The 17,949-nt window shown below is 30.9% G+C and carries 15 protein-coding genes; 9 read left to right on the top strand and 6 right to left on the bottom strand.

The window, feature by feature from the left end; translation table 11 throughout:
• Positions 1-15 precede the first annotated feature (15 nt).
• Positions 16-813, top strand: a complete 798-nt coding sequence (locus HY951_08940; protein MBI5540169.1) for a hypothetical protein — start codon at positions 16-18, stop codon at positions 811-813.
• 4 nt (positions 814-817) lie between these two features.
• Here the strand turns inward: HY951_08940 and HY951_08935 are convergent, their stop codons facing one another.
• Together HY951_08935 and HY951_08930 are read right to left on the bottom strand one after the other, a co-directional pair.
• On the bottom strand, positions 818-2,134 hold the full coding sequence (locus HY951_08935; GenBank protein ID MBI5540168.1) for a hypothetical protein: 1,317 nt from the start codon (positions 2,132-2,134) through the stop codon (positions 818-820).
• A gap of 125 nt (positions 2,135-2,259) precedes the next feature.
• On the bottom strand, positions 2,260-2,754 hold the full coding sequence (locus HY951_08930; protein MBI5540167.1) for a metallophosphoesterase family protein: 495 nt from the start codon (positions 2,752-2,754) through the stop codon (positions 2,260-2,262).
• 76 nt (positions 2,755-2,830) lie between these two features.
• Between HY951_08930 and HY951_08925 the strand changes: the two genes are divergently transcribed.
• Positions 2,831-3,532, top strand: coding sequence for a 16S rRNA (uracil(1498)-N(3))-methyltransferase (locus HY951_08925; GenBank protein ID MBI5540166.1), 702 nt, complete (start codon positions 2,831-2,833; stop codon positions 3,530-3,532).
• A gap of 37 nt (positions 3,533-3,569) precedes the next feature.
• On the opposite strand, the gene HY951_08920 is transcribed toward HY951_08925, so the two are convergent.
• The 4 genes from HY951_08920 to purL are packed head-to-tail and all read right to left on the bottom strand — an operon-like array spanning position 3,570 to position 8,854.
• The gene (locus HY951_08920) at positions 3,570-5,120 is read right to left on the bottom strand and encodes an NAD(P)/FAD-dependent oxidoreductase (protein ID MBI5540165.1); all 1,551 of its coding nucleotides are present in this window, start codon (positions 5,118-5,120) and stop codon (positions 3,570-3,572) included.
• Positions 5,117-5,878, bottom strand: a complete 762-nt coding sequence (locus HY951_08915; GenBank protein MBI5540164.1) for a PorT family protein — start codon at positions 5,876-5,878, stop codon at positions 5,117-5,119. Before HY951_08915 ends, HY951_08920 begins: the two co-directional genes overlap by 4 nt.
• 37 nt (positions 5,879-5,915) lie before the next feature.
• Positions 5,916-6,581, bottom strand: a complete 666-nt coding sequence (gene ubiE, locus HY951_08910) for a bifunctional demethylmenaquinone methyltransferase/2-methoxy-6-polyprenyl-1,4-benzoquinol methylase UbiE (GenBank protein MBI5540163.1) — start codon at positions 6,579-6,581, stop codon at positions 5,916-5,918.
• A 50-nt stretch (positions 6,582-6,631) separates the two neighbouring features.
• Positions 6,632-8,854, bottom strand: coding sequence for a phosphoribosylformylglycinamidine synthase subunit PurL (gene purL / locus HY951_08905; protein ID MBI5540162.1), 2,223 nt, complete (start codon positions 8,852-8,854; stop codon positions 6,632-6,634).
• 227 nt (positions 8,855-9,081) lie between these two features.
• On the opposite strand from purL, the gene mnmH reads away from it, so the two are divergent.
• The 7 genes from mnmH (at position 9,082) to HY951_08870 (ending at position 17,936) form a co-directional block, all read left to right on the top strand.
• A complete protein-coding gene (gene mnmH, locus HY951_08900) occupies positions 9,082-10,113 on the top strand; it encodes a tRNA 2-selenouridine(34) synthase MnmH (GenBank protein MBI5540161.1) in 1,032 nt (343 codons plus the stop codon).
• A complete protein-coding gene (gene selD, locus HY951_08895) occupies positions 10,100-11,143 on the top strand; it encodes a selenide, water dikinase SelD (GenBank protein MBI5540160.1) in 1,044 nt (347 codons plus the stop codon). Before mnmH ends, selD begins: the two co-directional genes overlap by 14 nt.
• Before the next feature lie 31 nt (positions 11,144-11,174).
• Entirely contained in the window at positions 11,175-11,603 is a 429-nt protein-coding gene (locus tag HY951_08890) for an Rrf2 family transcriptional regulator (GenBank protein MBI5540159.1), read from the top strand.
• A gap of 61 nt (positions 11,604-11,664) precedes the next feature.
• Positions 11,665-12,054, top strand: a complete 390-nt coding sequence (locus tag HY951_08885; GenBank protein ID MBI5540158.1) for a VOC family protein — start codon at positions 11,665-11,667, stop codon at positions 12,052-12,054.
• Between the two features lie 41 nt (positions 12,055-12,095).
• A complete protein-coding gene (locus tag HY951_08880; GenBank protein MBI5540157.1) occupies positions 12,096-12,449 on the top strand; it encodes a hypothetical protein in 354 nt (117 codons plus the stop codon).
• Between the two features lie 137 nt (positions 12,450-12,586).
• On the top strand, positions 12,587-14,575 hold the full coding sequence (locus tag HY951_08875; GenBank protein MBI5540156.1) for a tetratricopeptide repeat protein: 1,989 nt from the start codon (positions 12,587-12,589) through the stop codon (positions 14,573-14,575).
• 127 nt (positions 14,576-14,702) lie between these two features.
• On the top strand, positions 14,703-17,936 hold the full coding sequence (locus HY951_08870) for a PD40 domain-containing protein (GenBank protein ID MBI5540155.1): 3,234 nt from the start codon (positions 14,703-14,705) through the stop codon (positions 17,934-17,936).
• Positions 17,937-17,949 lie beyond the last annotated feature (13 nt).

The following is a 17,949-nucleotide window of genomic DNA, read 5'->3' as shown; positions in this document are numbered from 1 at the left end:
TAAAACATTTACGTTATGAAAAAGGCATATATTTTTTTAATTTCAGTATTAATAATTAGTTTCATTTCTGCATTTACTCTTTCAAATGAAGTAATAACAAAAATTGGTTGCTCAACTGAAGAAGCAAATAACACAATATCTGATAATTTTATTTTCGGAAACTTAAATGTTCCATTTTGTAATAATGTATTTAAAACAATTCCTGTTAATGAGCGGGCAGCTGTGGTTAACCAACTATTTGAATATATTAAAGCATATGTAAATTCTGATACTTTTAAAGAAAAATATAAAATAGAACACGAAAACATGAAGCCATCTGAACCAAAAATGGAACAGATTGAATCATTAGATGATCAGGCAATACAGTTACAAAAGGTGTTGGAAGAACAATTAAATAATCCATATCTTACTCCAGAACAAAAGGAAGAATTAAAAAAGAATATGGAAACTATGAAAGAGACCACTTCAAGTCCTGAATATAAACAACAAAGTGCACAATTAATAGAAGTTCAGAAAAAAGCAGCAAAAGAAGAGTATGATATAAAGATAGCAGAATACAAAACTGAACTTGCCGAATGGGAGAAATTAAAAGATCTAAACACCATGCTTAAAATAAGAATTCAAGCCTTTCTTGATTTAACTTCAAATATAGATTTTAATGCAAAACTTGTGAAAGTAAATAATAAAATGCAATTTGAAAATCCGGAATATCAGGAAAAAAGCGGATACTGGAAAATGTGCTTCCGTTCCGGAAAAGAAACAATTACTACTGCAAGAGAATGTGCAAATAGGTGGTTAAAAGAAATTAAATAAAGATTTATTTTTTAGCTGTTATATTATATATGTATACCCTACTAGGTGTTGCAGCAAATAGTTTATTTTGAATAAAACATAATTGAGAACGATCAAGATTGTTGCTAACAAATCCTTTTAATGAACCATTATTATTCAGCACATATATACTTCCATCTGAAATTGAATTTGAAACCCATATTTCATCATTTTTTACTGCAATACCAAAAGAGCTATTTATCCCATTACTATAAGTATTAATTGTACTTGTAATTCCACCATTTACTGGATTAATTTTTTCAATTTTAAGCCAATAGTAATTTAGATATATTTCACTATTAAAATATGAAATTCCCCATACACCATAATCTGTATTAAAATTATTTAGTATTGCACCGTTATCTGGATTTATCTCACGAATAAAATTACTTCCAGTACCTGAAGCAGAGTATTGCAACCATAAATTCGATCCATCAAAAGTTAAACCTCCTATAGGCTCATATCTGTCATTAAAGAATAATGTATCAATAATATTATAATTAACGTTATCCAATTTAACTAAAGATATTTTATCATTATCATAAAACCCTCCTAGATCTAATCTATAAGCCAACCATACATTACTACCATCGAATGTAATACCATTAATAACACCTAAATCAGAATGCCCTGCAAAATTTGATTCCAAATTTAAATTATAAATAAAGGTATTTGAATCTGTTAATACATGAAGTACATTACTCCCTGCAATTTTACCCATTTCATCCATAACAAATACCCTATAATAATAATTACTATTTGGTGAAATACCACCGCCCATTACTGTGCTATTGGTATCAAGATATGCAGTATCTGCCCTACTTGTTGAAACATGAATTAAGGTACCAGTAGTTTCATCTAAACCAGAATTATAACCTTTATATATCTTATATTCCCGAAATCCTGTATCAATTGACAATGTCCATTTTAATGCTACAGAAGAATTTGTATGATAATTACAATAAAGTATTACAGGATCTGGCAAACTAACATTTACCTCTTGTGTTGATTTTGTAACATTAACGCTAACAGTCCTCTCAACGATTCCATCTGAAGTAGTTTGAGATACTTTTAGTTTATAATTTCCAGCTAAAACATTTAGAATCTCATATTCTCCTGTTATCGTAGGCACTACATTATAAACATTTTGTGAATTGAATAAACATACATTCGCACTCTGTTCAGTAGAAATAATATTTGTAATTTTTCCATAAATTTTGCCCGTTCCAACTTCATTAGAGTTTTCTTTCTTACAATTTAAAAGAAACAATAATAATACTGAAACTAAAACTATCTTTTTCATATATTAATAATTAATATAAATTAGTTATACTCTATAATTATCACAAAACAAATATAATAAAAATTATTTACATTTAGTTTATCTAAATAACATTATTCACTTAGTTAAAGATTCAATAATTATATTTATCCCCTTGGTCTGTCATAAACATCAACATCTTTTACTTCGCCTTTATCAATAACAAATCTTATTAGTGTAATTTGTTTGTGAAATCCATAATTTCCTGCAGCACCCGGGTTCATAAAAAGAAAATTAAATTGTTTGTCGAACATTACTCTTAGAATATGAGAATGCCCGGTAATTAGAAGTTTTGGAGGATTTGTTCTTAAAACAGGTAACAAATTTTTATCATAATGTGCAGGATATCCACCTGCATGAGTAATAAGTGTATCAACGCCATCACATACAAATCTTATAGTTTCAGGGTAAACTAGTCTTAATTTATGATCATCAATGTTTCCATAAACACCACGCAATGGCTTAAAAGTAGCTAACTTGTCAGCAGTTTGCAAATTACCAAAATCGCCTGCATGCCATATTTCATCACAATTAAAAAAAAATGTATACACAGCTTCGTCAACCGAACCATGAGTATCAGAGATTAAACCAATTGTTTTCAATTAATTTTAAACTTTTTTACTTAACTGTTAAATGTAATATGTTTTTTTAATATTTTCGCATAAAGAAAAATAATTCATGCAACTATTTTACAATCCGGATATTTCGGGCAATACTATTGAACTAAGCGAAGAGGAATCCAAGCATTGTACCCGAGTTCTCAGATTAAAAATTGAAGATGAAGTATGGATTACAAACGGTAAGGGAAATTTATATAAAACAACAATTATTAGCGATCACCAAAAAGCTTGCATATTAAATATTGAAGAAACATTCGAAAATTATGGAGCAAGACCTTATAAACTGCACATTGCAATTTCACCTCTTCAGCATGCCGACAGATTAGAATGGTTTATAGAAAAAGCTACAGAATCAGGAATTGATGAAATAACCCCCATACTTTGCGAACGCAGTGAAAGAAAAAATGTAAATATTGATCGACTTCAAAAAGTAATGATTTCGGCAATGAAGCAAAGTATTAAAGCAAAATTACCAATATTAAATCCGCTAACAAAGTTCAATGATTTTATTAAAAAAGATTATAACATTACAAAAGCAATAGCATATTGCACAGATGAACGCAAACATATTGCAGATTGGTATAAAAAAGGTTCTGATTGCTTAATTCTAATCGGACCTGAAGGTGATTTTTCTCCTAAAGAAATTGAATCTGCATTGAAAAATAACTATACCGGAATCAGCCTTGGGAATAGCAGATTAAGAACGGAAACAGCTGCTACAACTGCATGCTTCGCAATAAATTTAATAAATCGCACATAATAATTTTCACTTCTAATTCGCACGGTGTGACCAAAAATCACATATTTGCAATTTTCAGAGCAACATTCATCCCATCCATTGCTGAAGAAACTATTCCACCTGCATATCCGGCACCTTCACCACATGGGTATAATCCTTTAATTTGAATATGTTCCAGTGTTTCTGGATTTCTTGGAATTCTTAATGGTGATGATGTTCTGCTTTCAACTCCAACCATAATTGCATTTTCTGTTAAAAAACCTTTTGCACGTTGTGAATAATTCTGCAAAGCTTTGCTTAGATTTTCGCTAATAATTTTAGGAATCCAGTTATGCATGTCAGAAGATTTTACTCCGGCAGTATAAGAAGTTTCGGGCAAATCAGATGATGTTTTTTTCTGAATAAAATCAATTATTCTTTGTGCCGGAGCTACTATTCCGCCACCTCCGTAATAAAAAGCCATTTGCTCAAAATATGACTGAAACTCCAGTCCTGCAAGTACTCCAAACTTTTTAAACTCTATCAAATCATCATCTTTTATTTCTGTAACAAAGCCCGAATTAGCATATGGTGAATTTCTTTTTGAAGCTGACATTCCATTAACAACTATTTCTCCACCAGCAGTTGCAGCAGGAACAATAAAACCTCCAGGGCACATACAAAAAGAATATACTCCTCTCCCACTTACCTGTTGAACTATGCTGTAAGAAGCTGCAGGAAGTAATTCGCCACGATTAAAGCCATGATATTGAATATTGTCAATAATGTTCTGAGGATGTTCAATTCTGACACCCATTGCAAAACCTTTAGATTCAAGTAAAATGTTTTTTGCAAATAACATCCTGTAAATATCTCTTGCAGAATGTCCGGTTGCCAAAATAATATCAGAAACAGGAAAAATCGAATCATTATTTAACAATATGCCATCAACTTTTCCATCTTTTATTAAAATTTCTTTTACTTGTGTATTAAAATGAAACTCTCCTCCAGCTTCAATAATCCTTTTTCTGATATTCTCAATTACTTTTGGCAATTTATCAGAGCCAATATGCGGATGCGCCTCATAAAGGATATTTTCATCGGCTCCATGCAAATAAAACAATTCTAAAATTCTGTTTACATTTCCACGTTTTGAAGCTCTTGTATATAATTTACCATCAGAAAATGTTCCAGCCCCACCTTCTCCATAACAATAATTAGATTCTGCATTTATTTCATTATTCCTGTACATTGTTGCGATATCACGTTTTCTATCATAAACATCTTTACCTCTCTCAAATATTACAGGTTTTAAGCCTAATTCAATTAGTTGTAATGCAGCAAACAAACCGGCAGGACCTGCTCCGACAATCGCAACTTCTTTTGCATTTTCTACAATTTGTTGATTAAAAAGTATTTTCTCAGGAGAATACCCAGGCTCATCAATAACTACAACAAATCGCAACTGAACTTTAATATCTCTCTGACGGGCATCAACAGAACGCTTCTCCAATCTTATAAATGAAATTTGCGATTTGTTTATTTTTAGTTTCTTGGCAACATAATCCGAATAAGAATCAGATTTTGAAGCATCTGAAGGAGAAAGAACTAAATCAACCTGCTGAATCATTTACCACTTCTTCGGTTTAAAAATTTAAATACTCTAATATCACTTCCTTCAAAAGTCATAGACACCATAATCATTTTACTGTTCATTCTGTCAATTGCCTTTGAATACTGAGTTGGATCAGGTACAAGTACATTATTAATACCAACTACATATTTTATTTCTAACGCAAACTTAAAATATTCAAGAAAAAAATCGGTACCAAAGCCAACTTCATAATAATAACTTGTTCTGCTTAATTTAATTTTAGGTTTATCCTCTTCCTTAACTTTCTTTTGTGCAGCAAGATCAATTTTAAAACTCATACCACCAATTAAATACGGACGAAAGTTTGTCATTCTTTTTCCTTTATATTGAAACAATAATGGTAAATCAAGATAAGTAGATTCTATTTTCATTACATGGTCAATATATGTTACTGAATCTTTTTTAATCCAGTAATGTAAATCGCGTTGACCAAAATTTAAGCCTGGTAAAAATCTAAGAGAAAAACTTTTATAAAAATTATAATTAGATACGATATTAATATTTAAACCTACATTAGGCTTATTTTCAATAGAATAAACAGAATCTATTGCAGATGTTAAAAATTTTCCGGAATTATGAATTGTAAAATCCATTTGATTAATACCAAGCGACATACCAAAGTGCAAAGGCATTATATCATACTTAGGTAAATTTAATGGTCTAATAGTCTGACCATAAATTCCACCTGAGAATAAGCAAAGAATTAATATTATGAATTTTGAATACTTACGCATATTTCAGCAAAGATAGTAAAACGGACATAATCCGAAATTATTTTGATGCAGTATAAATTGTTGCAATTCCCATAGATAATGTTTTTGCAGTAACATTTTTATATCCCAAAGAAGATAAATTCTTCTTCATCTCATCACCGCTAGGAAACTGCTGAACACTTTGAAACAGGTACTTATAAGCAACCTTATTTTTTGAAAATAATCTGCCAATTAAAGGAAGAATCTGACCAAAATAAAATCTAAATAATATACCGAGTAAATTATTTTTTGGCCTCGAAAACTCCAGTATTAAAAATACCCCGTTGGGAGCAAGAACTCTATAAATTTCTAATAATCCTTTGTTAAGATGCTCAAAATTTCTTACCCCAAAAGCAACAGTTACTGCATTATAAGTATCATTAGCAAAAGGAAGGTTTTCTGCATCAGCCTGAAGCAAATCAACAATCTGTTGCTTCCCCAATTCTAATATTTTCTTTTTGCCAACCTCAAGCATTTCTTTTGAAATATCAACTCCTGTAATCTTTTCAGGGTTAAGTTTTAGCATAGCAATAGCTAAATCGCCAGTACCTGTAGCAACATCAAGAATTTTTTTAGGAGAATAAGCTGATAGAATTTTAACAGCTTTCTTTCTCCATACCTTATCTGTATTTGCAGAAAGAAAATGATTTAGAAAGTCATACGATGGCGCAATGTCATCAAACATTGTTGCCACATTTTCTTTGTTTTTTTCAACAATTAATTTTTGTTCCAATATTAAATAAGCTTTTCGATAGCAGTATCGTACACTTTTTTATGATCTCTAATAAATCCATATGACACATCATCAACTCTTAACTCGCATTTTGTTACGTGACCAAGAGCCATAAACCCGATTTTCTGATCCATCATAAAATCAATAAATGCATCTTCATGCGCAGGGTTTACAGACACAATTACTCTGCTTTGCGATTCACCAAATAAAAATGCATCAGCACGGATTTCAGCGTCTGTTGTTATATCAAAACCAAGATTATTTGGCATTGCTGATTCTAAGAGCGCAGTATAAATACCTCCTTCAGAAACATCGTGCGCAGAACTTATCATTTTATTTTTAATAATATAAGCAACAACTTGCTGAACTTTATATTCCATTTCTAAATCAAAAGCTGGACAAGGTGATTTTTTTATGCCATGATATTTTACAAGATACTCTGAAGAAGAAATATCTTCAACAACAGGACCAAGCAAGAAAATCATATCGCCTTTACGTTGAAATGCAAGTGACATTACATTATTTTTATCTTCCAAAACACCTAACATTCCTATAGTTGGCGTTGGAAAAACAGGCTCTATTGTATCACCAATTGATGTCTGGTTATAGAAACTAACATTACCACCGGTAACAGGTGTTCCAAATTTTGTACATGCTGCGCTCATCCCTTTTATTGCACCCGAGAATTGCCAAAAAACTTCAGGATTATAAGGATTACCAAAATTAAGGCAGTTTGTTATTGCAACAGGAGTTCCACCGGCACAAACAATATTTCTTGCAGCTTCGGCCACAGCAATAGCAGTTCCTTTTTCAGGATCAGCATATACATATCTTGAGTTACAGTCAACTGTTAAGGCAAGTGCTTTATTTGTTCCTTTTATATTTACAATACCTGCATCAGAAGGAATATTTGTTGCCATATTTTTTGTTCCAACCATTGTATCATACTGCTCATAAACCCAACGTTTAGATGCGAGTGTTGGTTCATTTGTTAACATTTCAGCAACTTCTCTTAAATCTTCAGGTTCTTTAACCTGTGATATTTTAAATTTCTTAAGTTCTTTAAAATATTTTGGTTCTTTACTTTCGCGTTCATAAACCGGAGCACCACCACCAAGAACGAGAGAATCGGCAGGTACATCAGCAACTAATTCGTCATGAAAATAAAAATTTAATCTGTCTTCTTTAATTACTTCTCCAATAATTGCACAATGTAAATCCCACTTTTTGAAAATAGTTTCTACTTCACTTTCATGTCCTTTTTTTACAACCACAAGCATTCTTTCCTGAGATTCTGAAAGAAGAATTTCCCAGGCTTCAATATTTTTCTGACGAAGTGGAACTTTATCCAGATAAATTTTCATTCCGCATTTTCCACGAGCCGACATTTCTGAAGTTGAACAAATAATTCCTGCGGCTCCCATATCCTGCATTCCAACAATTGCATCAGTTTCATTTAGCTCCAGACTTGCTTCTAAAAGCAATTTTTCCATAAATGGATCACCAACCTGTACACTTGGAATATCATCAGCAGAATTCTCGTGTAAATCGGCACTTGCAAATGTAGCACCGTGAATTCCATCTTTTCCAGTTGACGAACCTACAATATAAACAGGGTTACCTACACCACCTGAAGTTGCAGAAATAACTTTTCCTTTTTTTACAATACCAACCGACATTGCATTAACTAAAGGATTAGCATTATAGCATTCATCAAAATAAATTTCGCCACCAACTACAGGTACACCAAAAGCATTTCCATAATTACCAATACCTTTTACAATTCCTTTAAGTAACCATTTTGTACGATCCAAACTTAAATCACCAAATCTTAATGAATTTAACTGAGCAATAGGACGGGCTCCCATTGTAAAAATATCGCGATTAATTCCACCAACACCTGTAGCAGCTCCCTGATATGGCTCAACTGCAGATGGGTGATTATGGGATTCTATTTTAAAGGCACAAGCCAAACCATCACCAATATCAACCAAACCTGCATTTTCTTCGCCAGCTTCGGCAAGTAAATGTTTTCCTTTACGTGGTAAGGTTTTCAATAATTTTATTGAATTTTTGTAAGATGCATGTTCCGACCACATTACCGAATAAATACTTAATTCGGTAAAATTTGGCATACGTCCAAGATTTTTCTTAATCTGCTCTAACTCTTCCGGTAATATTCCAAGTTTCTTTGCAGTTTCCAGGTTAACTTTCATTTCAGCCATAAACTAATTAATTCTTAATTTAGAAAACAAAAGTAGAAATTAAGATGCAATTAATAATGCAATATTGTTTAATAAATTTATTCAGAATTGAAATACAAAATAAGTCAATGTATATACCTGTATTTATTACACATATAACTATTCAAAAAATCTTATTAACTTAATTATTTATTAAATGCAATTCATTTAATTATTACAATCTTTGTAAAGTTTATTGTAAAATAAAAATGACTTTAAGAGTTAATACCGAAGAATTTTTATCGTTTTCATATCCGATTTTTGATGTTAGATCACCTATTGAATTTGATAAAGGACATATTCCTGGTGCAATTAATTTACCTTTATTTTCTAACGAAGAAAGAGTATTAGTAGGAACAGCATATGTTAATCAAGGTAAAGATGAAGCAATAAAAATTGGCTTAGAAAAGGTTCAATCTAAACTTGTTTCTTTTGTTGAAACAGTTAACAATATTGCAAAGGGTGATAATATTAGGCTTCATTGCTGGCGCGGAGGAATGCGCAGTAAAAATATGGCATGGCTACTTGAAACTGCTGGTTATAATGTTTATATTCTTGAAGGTGGTTATAAAAATTACAGACAATTTGTTAGAACCTATTTTGAGAAACAGTTTAAATTAATTGTTATTGGTGGTATGACAGGATCGGGAAAAACTGAGATTCTTCATTACCTAAAAGAAAATAATGAACAGGTTATAGATCTTGAAGGACTTGCTAATCATAAAGGTTCCGTTTTTGGTCATTTTGGACAATTGCAACAACCAAGTACAGAACATTTTGAAAATTTGCTTTTTACAAAACTAAAAAATCAGAAAACAGAAAAGCCAATATGGATTGAAGATGAAAGCCTTACTATTGGAAATATTTATATACCCAGACTATTTCATGAACAAATGCAATCTACAGAATTTATTTTACTTGAAAGAAATATAAACGACCGTGCCGAAAGATTAGTAAAAGAATATGCACATTTTGAAAAAGATTTATTGATAAGTGCAGTTCAAAGAATTTCGAGGAGAATTGGTGGCGACAAAGCTCAAGTGATAGTTAACTATTTAATAAATAATGATTTTTTTAATGCTATTTTAACAATATTAAATTATTACGATAAACAATATTTATTCAGCCTAAAAAGACATAAAAATAACAATGTGAAAGAATTAAACATAAATAATCTTTCTGTTCAGGAAATTTGCAACAAATTAGTAAATTACAAAAAAATAAATAATGGAAGAAATTAAATTAACACAATTTAGTCCTGGCTCCGGTTGTGGGTGCAAGATATCTCCAAAAGATTTAGAAGAAATTCTAAAAAATATAACACCAATAATTAACGACAATAGATTATTGGTAGGAAATTCTACAAAAGATGATGCAGCAGTTTTTGATTTAGGAAATGATACAGCAATAATTAGTACTACCGATTTCTTTACTCCAATTGTTGATGATGCATTTGACTTTGGATACATAGCTGCTATAAATGCTTTAAGCGACATTTACGCAATGGGTGGAACACCAATATTAGCAATAGCAATTCTAGGTTGGCCACTTTCAAAAATTCCTGCCAATATTGCAAAAGAAGTTATTAAAGGAGCTACTGAAGCATGCGCTAAAGCCGGTATAACAATTTCCGGAGGTCATAGTATAGATATTCCAGTTCCTGTATTTGGCCTGGCAGTTAATGGTATGGTAAATAAAAATAACATTAAGCAAAACTGTACTGCAAAATCAAACTGCTCACTTTTTATTACTAAACCACTTGGAATAGGAATACTTTCTACAGCTCAAAAAAAGAACCTTTTAACAGATGAAGACTTAAAAATTGCTTTAAACTCAATGAAAACATTAAACAGCATTGGCTCTGAATTCGGAAAAACAGATGCTATAAAAGCTATGACTGATGTTACAGGTTTCGGGCTTGGTGGACATTTAATTGAAATGTGTGAAGGAAGTAATATAAATGCCGAAATAAATTTTAATTCATTACCAATATTTGAAGGAATAGAAAAATATATCGACAATAATACTATTCCAGGAGGAACAACAAGAAATTTTAATAGTTATGGAAGTAAAATTTCTGCAATGTCTGAATTTCAGAAATTAATTATTTGCGATCCTCAAACTAGCGGTGGTTTACTAATTGCTGTTGAAGAAGCGAAAGAAAACGAGGTATTAAAGATTGCTGCAACAAATAATATATTTATTAAACAAATTGGAAGAACTATTGAAAGAAAAACAAAAGATGATAGTCATTATATTTTCATTAAATAATTTTAGTTACTTTTGATTAAAGAATTTAAAAATGATTTCTAAGAAAGCACAATATTCGCTTTATGCATTAACATACCTTGCAAAGAAATATGAGCACGGTCCAGTATTAATAAGCGAGATAGCTGAAGCTGAAAAATTGCCGAAAAAATTTTTAGAGACAATACTGCTTGAGCTTAAAAACATGGGTATTGTTAGCAGCAAAAAAGGAAAAGGCGGCGGATATTATTTAATTAAGAAACCTGAAAATGTAAATTTCGCAGAAATAATACGATTTTTTGACGGCGCTATAGCCTTACTACCTTGCGTTACCTATAATTACTATGAAGAATGTAATCATTGTAAGGATGAAACCACATGCGGTGTAAGAAGTGTTGTTAAAGAGATAAGAGATAAAACAGTTGCAATTCTAAAAAATACTACTCTCAAAGATATTATTGATAAAGAAAAAAATAATATTTGATTCCAAGACCTAACAGGTTTTAGAAAAAAATAATATAATTATTCCATATTTGCATAATTCAATGGATAAAACCAAATTTGAAATAATATTATACTGTAAGGACCAGCAAAAAAGCAGAGATTTTTATTCAGGTATTCTTAATAAGACTCCAATACTTGACGTTGCCGGGATGACTGAATTTCAATTAACACCTGAAGTTAAATTAGGGTTAATGCCAGAAAAAGGAATAGTGAAAATTTTAGAAAATAAAACTCCAGATCCTGCAAGTGGAAATGGAATACCCCGTTGCGAACTTTATTTATATGTTAACGATCCTGAATTTGAATTTAATAAATCTATTCAACATGGAGCAAAAGAAATCAGTATGGCTACAATCCGCGACTGGGGCGATATTGTTGCTTATATTTCAGATTTAGATGGACATATAGTTGCTTTTGCAAAAAAAATATAATCTTTGTATTTATTATTTATACAAAGCTCAATTATACAAACATGTACCGATATATTTACATCCTAATATTTATACTTTTCTGCACCAATGCAAATGCATATAATATTGATAGTTTAAAAAATGCTTACAATATTTCAAAAGGTATAAATAAAGTTGAAACTGCAATTAAAATAGCTGATGAATACTCAGAAACAGACTTTAATCAAAGTTTAAATTATATTGACCAAGCTTTAAAAGTATCATTAGAATTAAAAAATGACACATTAATAAACAAGTCATTATTATCTAAAGCAACTATTCTGTTCCGAAACAAAAAGAAATCTGAAGCTTTATCAACAATGAATTTGGCACTAACAGAAAGCAAGAAAGCAAGAAAGCAAAAGACAAAAATTTAGAAGCAAAAACATATCAAAAACTAGGTAAATTAAATAATAAATTAGGAGATTTTAACGGTACTGTTAAATCTTTAAATCAATCAATTTACTTATACGGTTTAATAAAAAACAAAAATGGCTTAGCCGATTCATATGATTTGTTAGGAGTATTATATTATGAAAATGAAAAGTATCCTGAAGCAATTGATAAATTAAATAAAGCAATTTGTTATTACGATTCCATTTCTGATAAAACAAGAAAAGGCAAATTATTAAATACCATAGGCAATATATATAAATTTCAGTGTAATTATGAAATTGCATTAAAGTATTATCATCAAAGTTTAAATTTTTGTGAGAAAATAAAAGATTCTTCAGGTATAGCAATTGCACATATTGGAATTGCCAATGTATTTATAAATTGGAAGAATTACGACAAAGCATTGGAAAATTATAAGATTTGTTTTCAAATTAGTAAAAATATTGGAAAAAATAATATTATGTCTTCGGCTATGATTGGAATGGGAAACGTTTACAAACAACAAAAAAAAGATAACGAAGCCATAAAATCATATGAAAATTCTTTAGCAATAGAAAAAGATAATAATAATCCAGAAGGAATAGCTCTGGCTTTATTAAATATGGGAGATGTTTATTTTAATCAAGAAAATTACTATAAAGCTTTAACAAATTACCAGAATGCATTAAAAATTGTAAAAAGTATAAATAATAATATTAGAGTGTCTCTTGTTTTATTACAAATTGGACAAACATATCAGGCAATTGGGAATAATGCTATTGCAGAAAAATATTATAAAAACAGTATTGATGTAGCTACTAAAATTGACTATAATCAAGTTATTTTAGAAGATTTTAAAAACCTGTATTTATTATACAAAAAACAGAATAGGCTAAGCACTGCTATTGAATTTTATGAAAAATATAACAATTTAAAAGATACATTATTCACCACTGAAAGTCAAAAACAAATAAATGAAATTCAGACAAAATACGAAACTGGAAAAAAAGAACAGGAAATACAATTATTGAATAAAGACAAACAATTATCAAAATTACAAATAAAGCAAAGTCAGGACGAAATTAATAAACAACGTATACTAATATATTCTATAGTTATTGTTTTAATACTAATTTCAGTATTCTCTATATTACTTTTTAGATTATATAAAGAAAAAAAGAAAGCCAATAAAAAACTTTCCGATTTAAATCAGGAAATATTAATGCAAAAAGAAGAAATCATCACACAGCGCGATGAAATAGAAGCACAACGTGATATTGCAACAGAACAACGGGACTTGATTTCTAACCAAAAAAATGAGATAACAGATAGTATATATTATGCAAGAAGAATTCAGCAAGCATTGCTTCCTATAACAATTTACCTAAACGAAATTCTTGACGATTATTTTATTCTTTTTAAACCAAGAAATATTGTAAGCGGTGATTTCTATTGGGCAAGAAAAATTGGAAACAAAACAATCATTGCAGCGGCAGATTGCACTGGGCATGGAGTTCCTGGAGCATTTATGAGCATGTTAGGAATTGCATTTCTAAAAGAGATAACTAACAAAGGGATTGTTAAGCCCGACATAATTTTAAACGAACTAAAAGAATTAATAATTTTATCTCTTCACCAAAGAGGTATGGAGGGAGATACAAAAGATGGAATGGACATTTCATTATGTTCCATTGACAAAATAGAAATGCAACTTGAATTTGCCGGAGCAAATAACCCTATTTATATAGTCAAAAATGAAGAGTTTAAAGTAGAAAGTGAAGAAATTATTGAAAAACAAAACTTGCCAATTTCCAACTTTAAACTTTATGAACTTAAGGGTGATAAAATGCCTATTGGATATTTCAGTGAAAATTACGAAGTCTTTACAAATAAAGAGGTTACAATTACCAAAAACGATATGGTTTATTTATTCTCTGATGGTTACGCCGATCAGTTTGGCGGAAAAAACAATAAAAAATATAAATATAAAGCTCTTAAGGAATTAATAACAAATAGTTCAAATTTAAATTGCAAAGAACAAAAAGATATAATCTCCTCAGAATTTGAAAAATGGAAAGGTAATTTCGAACAAACTGACGATATTTTAGTTATTGGAATCAGAATTTAAAATTAATCTCTATTAAGAATTTATTATTAAATAAATACCGTTTGTTTAAACTTTTTACAATTTGATCGATTAAGCATAAATCATAATAATAAATAAACTTAGCTTTGTATAAATAAAAATTAAAAACATGAAAAAAATAATTTTAAGCATTTTATGTTTTATCTCATTAGTTGCAATGAGTCAGCAAGAAGCCCGATTATTAAGATTTCCTGCAGTAAATGGCGATAAAATAGTTTTCACATATGCTGGTGATTTATATACTGTTTCAACAACAGGTGGTGTTGCCAGAAAACTTACAACTCATAAAGGATATGAAATGTTTCCGCATTTTTCACCGGATGGAAAATGGATTGCCTTTTCAGCACAATATGATGGAAACACTGAAGTTTACGTAATGCCTTCTGAGGGTGGTGAACCTAAACGATTAACTTTTACTTCTACTCTGGAACGTGATGATATTTCAGACAGAATGGGACCAAACAATATCGTAACATCATGGACAAATGATGGTAAAAAAATCATTTATCGATCACGCAAACAATCATGGAATGATTTTATAGGTCAGCTATTTCAAGTTTCTATTGATGGAGGAATGTCAGAACAATTGCCTTTACCTGCAGGTGGTTTCAACAGTTTTTCTGCTGATGGAAAAAAGCTAGCTTTTAACCGAGTAATGCGCGAATTCCGTACCTGGAAATACTATAAAGGAGGAATGGCTGATGATGTATGGATTTATAATTTTGACACAAAGAAAACAGAAAACATTACTGGTAACATTTCACAGGATATTTTTCCTATGTGGTATAATAATGAAGTTTATTTCTGTAGTGATCGTGACAGAACAATGAATCTCTTTGCAGCAAATCTTGACACACGTCAGACACGCAAAGTAACATCGTTCACAGAATACGACATAAAATTTCCGACGCTTGGTGACGGAAAAATAGTTTTTGAGAATGGTGGTTTTATTTTCTTATTTGATATCAAAACACAAACCCAAACAAAGGTCACAATTTTCATAAATGATGATAATTTAAATGCCAGAAACCAGTTAAAAGATGCTTCAAAAAATATTAACGATTACAGCATTTCGCCTGATGGGAATCGCATTGTATTCTCGGCTCGTGGCGATATCTGGACTGTTCCGGGTAAGCAAGGAATAACAAGAAATCTAAGTCAGAGTTCAGGGTCACACGAACGTTCATCTGCATGGTCACCCGACGGAAAATGGATTGCATTTCTTTCTGATGCAAGTGGCGAATATGAAGTTTATATTCAAAAAGCAGATGGAACAGCAGACCCTGTTCAATTAACAAAGAATGCTGACACATACAAATTCTCTGTTTTATGGTCACCGGATAGTAAAAAAATATTATTTAACGACAAGAAATTTCGTTTACAATATGTTGAAATAGATTCTAAAAACATTGTTCAAGTTAGCCAGAGTAAAACATGGGAAATAGCTGATTTTGCATGGTCTCCGGACAGTAAATGGATTTCATTTTCTGACAAATCCCTTACATCAACAATGGCTCAGATATTTTTATATAACATAACTTCAAAGTCTGTTTCTGCATTAACTGACAGTTGGTATAATTCATATCACCCTTATTTTAGTGTTGACGGTAAATATATGTTTTTCACTTCTGATCGTGATTTCAACCCTACATATAGCCAGACAGAATGGAATCATTCATATTCTGACATGTCACGTATTTACCTTATAACATTACAAAAAAACACTCCTAATCCGCTTGCACCAACTAATGACGAAGTTGATATGAGTATACCTGATAAAAAAGCCGATGAAAAAACATCTGCACCTGATGTAAAAATTGAAATTGATGGAATTCAACAACGTATTGTAGCAATACCAACAAAATGCGGAAATTATTGGAATATCAGTCAGATTGGAGACAAATTATATTATCAGTACTCATCAACAGAAGAATCAGACAATACATTAAAATCATTCAGTTTAAAAGAAAAAAAGGAAACTGTATTAGGACAAGTTAGAAGCTATGAGATAACAACAAACAATAAGAAAATGTTAATCAGTAAAGATGGCAAATATTATATAATAGACATTCCATCTTCAGAAATTAAAACTGAAAAACATGTTGATCTTACTGAGATGTCTACAATGGTTGATAACAAAGCTGAGTGGAAACAGATTTATGTTGAAGCTTGGAGGCAAATGCGTGACTTTTTCTATGACCCAAACATGCAAGGAGTTGACTGGAAAAAAATGCACGACAAATATGCAGTTTTAGTACCATTTGTTAGTAATCGTAACGATTTAAATTTTTTAATCGGTGAATTAATTGGCGAACTAAATATTGGTCATGCATATACAGGTGGTGGCGATAAACCTAAATCAGATAAAATATATACCGGATTACTTGGTGCTAAAATAACAAAAGATGCTTCAGGATACTTTAAAATAAATAAAATTCTTGAAGGGCAAAATTGGGATAATAATCTTCGATCACCTTTAACTGAAGTAGGCTTAAACATTAAAGCAGGCGATTTCATTACAGCTGTTAACGGAAAATCGGTAAAAAATACTCCCGACATTTATACTATGTTATGGAATACTGCAGAAAAAGAAGTTGAATTAACAATATCCACAGCTGCAAATGAAGCATCAACAAGAAAGGTTTTAGTTATACCTATTAAAGATGAAAACCCTCTTTATTATTACAACTGGGTTCAGGAAAACATTAATAAAGTTAATGAAGCAACAAATGGTCAGGTTGGTTATATTCATATTCCTGATATGGGAGTTGAAGGACTTAACGAATTTGCGAAATATTTTTACCCTCAACTAGCAAAAAAAGCTTTAATTATTGACGACAGAGGTAATGGTGGTGGTAATGTTTCGCCTATGATTATTGAAAGATTAAAACGAGAGCTTGCATTTATGGGAATGGCAAGAAACCAGACTGAAGGCAGTACCAACCCTGAACAAATGTTAGTCGGACCAAAAGTTTTACTTGTAAATAATTATTCGGCTTCCGATGGTGACCTTTTTCCTTATCAGTTTAGAAAAACAGGTTTAGGAAAAATTATTGGTGTGCGTACATGGGGTGGTGTAGTTGGAATACGCGGTTCCTTACCTTTTATTGATGGTGGTAATTTATCCAAGCCTGAATTCGGACATTACGCTGCTGATGGAAGCAATTGGATAATTGAAGGTCATGGTGTAGATCCTGATATTATTGTTGATAATGATCCTGCAAAAGAATTTGCCGGTGAAGACGAACAACTAAATAAAGCAATTGAAATTATTATGCAGGAATTAAAAGACAAACCAATGGAAAAAGGCAAGATACCTGCGTTTCCTGATAAGAGTAAATAATTTTTAAGTATTA

The sequence above is a fragment of the Bacteroidia bacterium genome, assembly GCA_016218155.1.
Taxonomy (GTDB): Bacteria; Bacteroidota; Bacteroidia; order Bacteroidales; family GWA2-32-17; genus GWA2-32-17.
Note: the sequence above shows the minus strand (reverse complement) of the source record. Positions and strands in the feature narration are given on the sequence as shown.

Excerpts from the sequence above, each read along its gene's own strand:
- selD (MBI5540160.1), top strand. The coding sequence starts at position 10,100 with ATGGAAGAAATTAAATTAACACAATTTAGTCCTGGCTCCGGTTGTGGG.
- HY951_08880 (MBI5540157.1), top strand. The coding sequence starts at position 12,096 with ATGTACCGATATATTTACATCCTAATATTTATACTTTTCTGCACCAAT.
- HY951_08935 (MBI5540168.1), bottom strand. The coding sequence starts at position 2,134 with ATGAAAAAGATAGTTTTAGTTTCAGTATTATTATTGTTTCTTTTAAAT.
- HY951_08940 (MBI5540169.1), top strand. The coding sequence starts at position 16 with ATGAAAAAGGCATATATTTTTTTAATTTCAGTATTAATAATTAGTTTC.
- HY951_08925 (MBI5540166.1), top strand. The coding sequence starts at position 2,831 with ATGCAACTATTTTACAATCCGGATATTTCGGGCAATACTATTGAACTA.
- HY951_08915 (MBI5540164.1), bottom strand. The coding sequence starts at position 5,878 with ATGCGTAAGTATTCAAAATTCATAATATTAATTCTTTGCTTATTCTCA.
- HY951_08890 (MBI5540159.1), top strand. The coding sequence starts at position 11,175 with ATGATTTCTAAGAAAGCACAATATTCGCTTTATGCATTAACATACCTT.
- HY951_08885 (MBI5540158.1), top strand. The coding sequence starts at position 11,665 with ATGGATAAAACCAAATTTGAAATAATATTATACTGTAAGGACCAGCAA.
- HY951_08920 (MBI5540165.1), bottom strand. The coding sequence starts at position 5,120 with ATGATTCAGCAGGTTGATTTAGTTCTTTCTCCTTCAGATGCTTCAAAA.
- HY951_08870 (MBI5540155.1), top strand. The coding sequence starts at position 14,703 with ATGAAAAAAATAATTTTAAGCATTTTATGTTTTATCTCATTAGTTGCA.
- ubiE (MBI5540163.1), bottom strand. The coding sequence starts at position 6,581 with ATGTTTGATGACATTGCGCCATCGTATGACTTTCTAAATCATTTTCTT.
- mnmH (MBI5540161.1), top strand. The coding sequence starts at position 9,082 with ATGACTTTAAGAGTTAATACCGAAGAATTTTTATCGTTTTCATATCCG.
- purL (MBI5540162.1), bottom strand. The coding sequence starts at position 8,854 with ATGGCTGAAATGAAAGTTAACCTGGAAACTGCAAAGAAACTTGGAATA.